Source organism: Nocardioides sp. CPCC 206348, assembly GCF_048654705.1.
In the GTDB taxonomy this organism is placed as follows: Bacteria; Actinomycetota; Actinomycetes; order Propionibacteriales; family Nocardioidaceae; genus Nocardioides.
Map to the genome: position 1 here is coordinate 10343 of NZ_JBMCZA010000106.1, position 5081 is coordinate 15423.

The window sequence follows — 5081 nt, forward strand, 5'->3', positions numbered from 1 at the left end:
GCGCTGCGACAGCCGGAACCGGTCGGTGGCGAGCAGGGCGATGGTGTCACCCTCGATCTCGACCCGGACGCCCGTGAGGACGGGAAGCATGTCGTCGCGACCCGCGGCCGTGACGGCCTGGGCGACGGCGTGGGCGAACGCCTCGCTCGGGACGGTGCCCGTGGCGCTCGGCATGTCCGGGATCGACGGGTAGTCCTCGACGGGCATCGTCTGCAGCGAGAAGCGCGAGGACCCGCAGGTGAGCGAGACGCGGGTGCCGTCGAGGGTGATGTCGACGGGCTTGTTCGGGAGGCTGCGGCAGATGTCGGCGAGCAGCCGGCCACTGACGAGTGCCTTGCCCTCGTCGCTGACCTCCGCGTTGAGCGTGGCGCGGGCCGACGTCTCGTAGTCGAACGTCGAGAGGATCAGGCCCTCGTCGCTGGCCTCGATCAACAGGCCGGCGAGGACAGGGGCACTGGGGCGCACCGGAAGGCTGCGGGCAGCCCAGGCCACGGCGTCGGCGAGGACGTCACGGTCGACACGGAACTTCACGGCGTCGTACCTCATCACTAGTTCGAAGGAGCCGGGCCCAACTCGCTGCGGTGCGCCTGCCGGGGAATGACAGATCTGGAGTTCGTGCCCGTGTGGGGTTGCATCCTGCCATGTCATTCCCAAGACCTGCACCCAGAACCTCGTCGAAGCCCCTCGGGGATCGGTCCCGGTCCGCTGAGTGCACAGGGAAAGGGCCCGGAGAGGTGCTGCGCTTCGAAGTGTTGGAGTTCAAGAGGGAGTAGTCATAGGTGCGGTGGAAACTGTGGATGACCGACGTCTTCGCAGGTCAGACCGCAGATGACCGGTGGATGAAGGGTGTGGATGAAATCGGTACGAACGGGGTGCCCCTGTGCACGAACCCCCGGTCGTACGACGAGCTCCAGGTGGTTCCACGGAATCCTCCCCGTGTAGTTCGCACAATTCGGGGTGGTTTCTCCACAGGCTGGAATCACCAGAAGATTTCTGGCACGAGCCGCAGGATCAGCCCTGCCGGGCCTGCATCTTCACGCGGTTGGTCAGTTCGCTGACCTGGTTGAAGACGGCACGACGCTCGCCGAGGAGCTGGTTGATCTTGCGCTCGGCGTACATCACGGTCGTGTGGTCACGGTTGCCGAACTGCGCACCGATCTTCGGCAGCGACAGGCCGGTGAGCTCACGGCACAGGTACATGGCGATCTGACGGGCCATCACCAGGTGCCTGCCGCGGCTGGGACCGGTGAGCTCCTCGATGGAGAGGCCGAAGTACGCCGCGGTCTGGGCGATGATGAGCGGCGCGGTGATCTCCGGCTCGCCACCGTCGGGGATCAGGTCCTTGAGCACGATCTCGGCCAGCGTCATGTCGACGTCCTGGCGGTTGAGGTTCGCGAAGGCGGTGACCCGGATCAGGGCGCCCTCGAGCTCGCGGATGTTCGTCTGGATCTTGCTGGCGATGAACTCGAGGACGTCGGAGGGCGCGGTGAGGCGGTCCATGGCGGCCTTCTTGCGAAGGATCGCGATCCGGGTCTCGAGGTCGGGCGCCTGGACGTCGGTGATGAGGCCCCACTCGAAGCGGTTGCGCAGCCGGTCCTCCAGCGCCTCGAGCAGCTTGGGCGGCCGGTCGGAGGTCAGCACGATCTGCTTGTTCGCGTTGTGGAGCGTGTTGAAGGTGTGGAAGAACTCCTCCTGGGTCTGCGTCTTGCCCGCCAGGAACTGGATGTCGTCGATCAGCAGCACGTCCACCTCGCGGTACTTCCGCTTGAACCGGTCCTGCCGGTCGTCGCGGATCGCGTTGATGAACTCGTTGGTGAACTCCTCGCTGGAGACGTAGCGCACCTTGGAACCGGCATAGATCGTGCGGACGTAGTGCCCGATCGCGTGCAGCAGGTGCGTCTTGCCGAGGCCGGACTCCCCGTAGACCAGCAGCGGGTTGTAGCTCTTGCCCGGCGCCTCGCTGACCGCGACGGCCGCGGCGTGGGGGAAGCGGTTGGACGAGCCGATGACGAACGTCTCGAAGGTGTACTTCGGGTTCAGGCGCGATTCGCCGGTCCCGGTGGCCGAGGGGCCGGCCGCGTTGGCGGCGTTCAGGTCGGGCGGGGTGAACGTGGCGTCGTACCCGGGGGCGGCGACGACTGCGGCCGCGTCGTACGTCGACGAATCGGTTTGTGGCTTTGTCGACAAGTCGATCTGCGGCGTCGGGGCCGGCTGCTCGAACGTCGGCTGGTCGTAGCCGGGTCCCTGGTCGTACGGCGCCGGGCCACCCTCGAACGGCACGTCATGGCGCAGCGTGCTGTCGACGGTCACCGCCAGCTGCACCTCCTGGCCGAAGCGTTCGGTCAGGGCGTCCTCGAGCTGGCTGCGCAGCCGACCCTCGAGGCGCTTGCGGGTGAAGTCGTCCGGGACGGCCACGATCGCGGTGGTGCCGTGCAGCGTGACGGGTCGGCTCGCCTGGAGCCAGGCACGCTGATGGGCCTGGAGCTCACCGACGACAGCGGACCACTCGACGCCGAGACGGATCGTTGCCGAGTCCGGTACCGAGTCCGGGTTGGGGTCGTTCTGGGGCTGATCGGGGTTGCCGGTCACGCCTCACACCTCTCGCTGTTCGTCTTGTCCGGTCCGCCGGTGGGCGGCCTTCGGGTGGTGCCGGCCGAATTCAAGGGGCTGGCTCCACAAGTTTGTCCACAGGTTGTGAACATTTGCATCACTGGCGCGTGATACGAAACCGAGGCCGCCTCGAATCGGCGCTCCGATCACTGTTTCCGCAGGTCAACGCCTTGTGGTGGGGGTTGATGGTGCTGCGGGTCACGGTGTCGACGGGCTGCTTCGAGGTCCGGCGGGGAAACCCGGATCCATCGAACCTAGACGCCGATCGGCCTGCGGATCAACCCGCTATCCACAGGTTTTCACCTTCATCTGTGCAAGGAGGGCGGGGGTGCCGTCGGTTTGACCCCGGATTGGGCCTGCGCGTACCGTTGATTGGTCAACCGGAGTCGACCGGTGCCGCATGTCCACGAGGCCCTGACCGCCTCGTGGCTGCGCGGTGCCGGCCGACAGGTCCTGCGGCTCCTGACCGGAGCCTCTCCTGGGCTGCCGGCTGACCCTTCCCGACATTTGCACCTGAGAGGTCATCGTGAGCAAGCGCACGTACCAGCCGAACAACCGCCGCCGGCACAAGGTCCACGGCTTCCGCCTTCGTATGCGGACCCGCGCGGGTCGCTCGATTCTGGCGAACCGTCGCCGAAAGGGCCGTCAGAGCCTGTCCGTCTGAGGACGGCTCGTGTCCGCCCAGCGCATTCCGTGGGGCTGACCGTGCTCACCGCCGGTTCCCGGCTCACCGACCCCGAGGGTTTTCGGGCGGCGAGTCGTCGCGGCCGTCGCGCCGGAAGCCGCTCCGTCGTCACCCACCTGCTGCCCCCTGAGGGCACGCAGGTCGTTGGCGTGTCCGGAGCAGGTTCCGCGCGCGTCGGGTTCGTCGTCAGCAAGGCCGTCGGTACGGCGGTGGTCCGCAACCAGGTCAAGCGCCGATTGCGGCACGCCATGCGCGATCGCCTGGACGCGCTCCCCGCGGGCTCCCTGCTCGTGGTGCGGGCCCAGGCACCGGCTGCCACGGCGTCGTACCCGGAACTGGTGGCGGACCTCGACCGTTGTCTGCAACGCGTGGTCCCGTCCGGCGCCATGGCCGGGGAGGCGTGATGAAGTGGCTGCTGATCGGTCTGGTGCGCGGCTATCAGCTCCTGATCAGCCCGATGCTGGGTCCCACCTGCCGCTACTACCCCTCCTGTTCGGCGTACGCCGTCCAGGCGCTGCAGGTGCACGGAGCCTTCAAGGGCACCTGGCTGGCCGTACGACGCCTGCTGCGGTGCCACCCCTGGTCTCCCGGGGGCGTTGACCACGTCCCTGAGCGCACTCCGCGCTCCCCCGAACTCCGTACGGCGTCCGCCGGCGGACCTCACACTCAGCAAGGAGCCTGATCCGTGGGCATCTTCGGCGACATCGGCCACTTCATCATGGTGCCGCTCTACTACATCATCTCCGCGGTGCTCATCGGCTGGCACGAGCTGTTCAGCCTGCTGGGCCTGGATCCCGCCGGTGGTCTGTCGTGGGCACTGTCGATCATCGGCCTGACGCTCGTGATCCGGGCGGCGCTGATCCCGCTGTTCGTGAAGCAGATCAAGTCCAGCCGCAACATGCAGCTGCTGCAGCCCAAGGTCAAGGAGCTGCAGAAGAAGTACGGCCACGACCGGCAGAAGCTGGCCGAAGAGACGATGAAGCTCTACAAGGACGCGGGGACCAACCCGTTCGCGTCCTGCCTGCCGATCCTGCTGCAGATGCCGATCTTCTTCGCCCTGTTCCGCCTGCTCGACCAGGCCGCCAAGAAGAACAAGGCCCACGGCTTCCTCGACGCCGACCGCGCCAAGCAGTTCGGCCAGTCCGAGGTCTTCGGCAAGATCCCGCTCGCCGACTCGTTCTGGGGCTCGCGCACCTGGGGCCCCGAGCCCCAGACGGCCGTCATGATCGTCGCGCTCGTCCTCGTGCTCGCGATGACCGCCACCACCTTCTTCACCCAGCGCCAGCTGATGGCCAAGAACATGCCGGCCGAGGCGATGAGCGGCCCGTACGCCCAGCAGCAGAAGATGCTTCTCTACATCCTCCCGGTGGCCTTCGGCCTCGGTGGCGTCGCGTTCCCGATCGGCGTGCTCCTCTACTGGACCACCTCGAACCTGTGGACCATGAGCCAGCAGTTCTACGTCATCCGCAACAACCCTGCGCCCGGAACGCCGGCCGAGCAGGCCAAGAAGGAGCGCGACCGCGCCAAGGCCCTGAAGCACGGCAAGGTCGACCTCGTCGCCGAGGCGGAGGCCGCTGAGGCTGCTGCCGCCGAGGAGCGCCGTGCGGCCGCCGTACGACAGCAGCCCAAGCGCCAGACGAAGGCCCAGCGCAAGAAGAACGCCGGAGGCGCCAGTAACAGCGCCGCCAACAAGACGAAGCCCACCACGAACCAGGGAGAACCCGAATGAGCGCCGACATCGAGACCGAAGCCGTGACCGAGAACGAGGTCGTGGAGACGGACGCGC

6 protein-coding genes are annotated in these 5081 nt (G+C 67.3%); 4 read left to right on the top strand and 2 right to left on the bottom strand.

What is annotated here, in order from left to right:
• Both dnaN and dnaA read right to left on the bottom strand, forming a co-directional pair.
• Positions 1-531, bottom strand: a 531-nt coding sequence (gene dnaN, locus ACOADB_RS05400; protein ID WP_378596915.1) for a DNA polymerase III subunit beta, incomplete at its 3' end; no start/stop codon positions are given.
• A 480-nt stretch (positions 532-1011) separates the two neighbouring features.
• Positions 1012-2523 carry a chromosomal replication initiator protein DnaA gene (gene dnaA / locus ACOADB_RS05405; RefSeq protein WP_378596923.1) on the bottom strand — a complete coding sequence of 504 codons (1512 nt, stop codon included), beginning with the start codon at positions 2521-2523 and terminating at the stop codon, positions 1012-1014.
• Between the two features lie 613 nt (positions 2524-3136).
• Between dnaA and rpmH the strand changes: the two genes are divergently transcribed.
• From rpmH to yidC, 4 genes are read left to right on the top strand one after another with little or no spacing between them, the layout of a single operon-like run.
• Positions 3137-3274 carry a 50S ribosomal protein L34 gene (gene rpmH / locus ACOADB_RS05410; RefSeq protein ID WP_082573308.1) on the top strand — a complete coding sequence of 46 codons (138 nt, stop codon included), beginning with the start codon at positions 3137-3139 and terminating at the stop codon, positions 3272-3274.
• Between the two features lie 41 nt (positions 3275-3315).
• Positions 3316-3699 (top strand): ribonuclease P protein component, encoded by a 384-nt coding sequence (rnpA, locus tag ACOADB_RS05415; RefSeq protein WP_378596916.1) that lies wholly within the window; start codon positions 3316-3318, stop codon positions 3697-3699.
• Positions 3699-3977, top strand: a complete 279-nt coding sequence (yidD, locus tag ACOADB_RS05420) for a membrane protein insertion efficiency factor YidD (protein ID WP_378596917.1) — start codon at positions 3699-3701, stop codon at positions 3975-3977. Before rnpA ends, yidD begins: the two co-directional genes overlap by 1 nt.
• 3 nt (positions 3978-3980) lie before the next feature.
• Positions 3981-5024 carry a membrane protein insertase YidC gene (yidC, locus tag ACOADB_RS05425; RefSeq protein WP_378596918.1) on the top strand — a complete coding sequence of 348 codons (1044 nt, stop codon included), beginning with the start codon at positions 3981-3983 and terminating at the stop codon, positions 5022-5024.
• Positions 5025-5081: the final 57 nt, after the last annotated feature.

Bases quoted from the DNA above. Each gene is read 5' to 3' on its own strand.
- yidD (WP_378596917.1), top strand. From the start codon at position 3,699: ATGAAGTGGCTGCTGATCGGTCTGGTGCGCGGCTATCAGCTCCTGATC.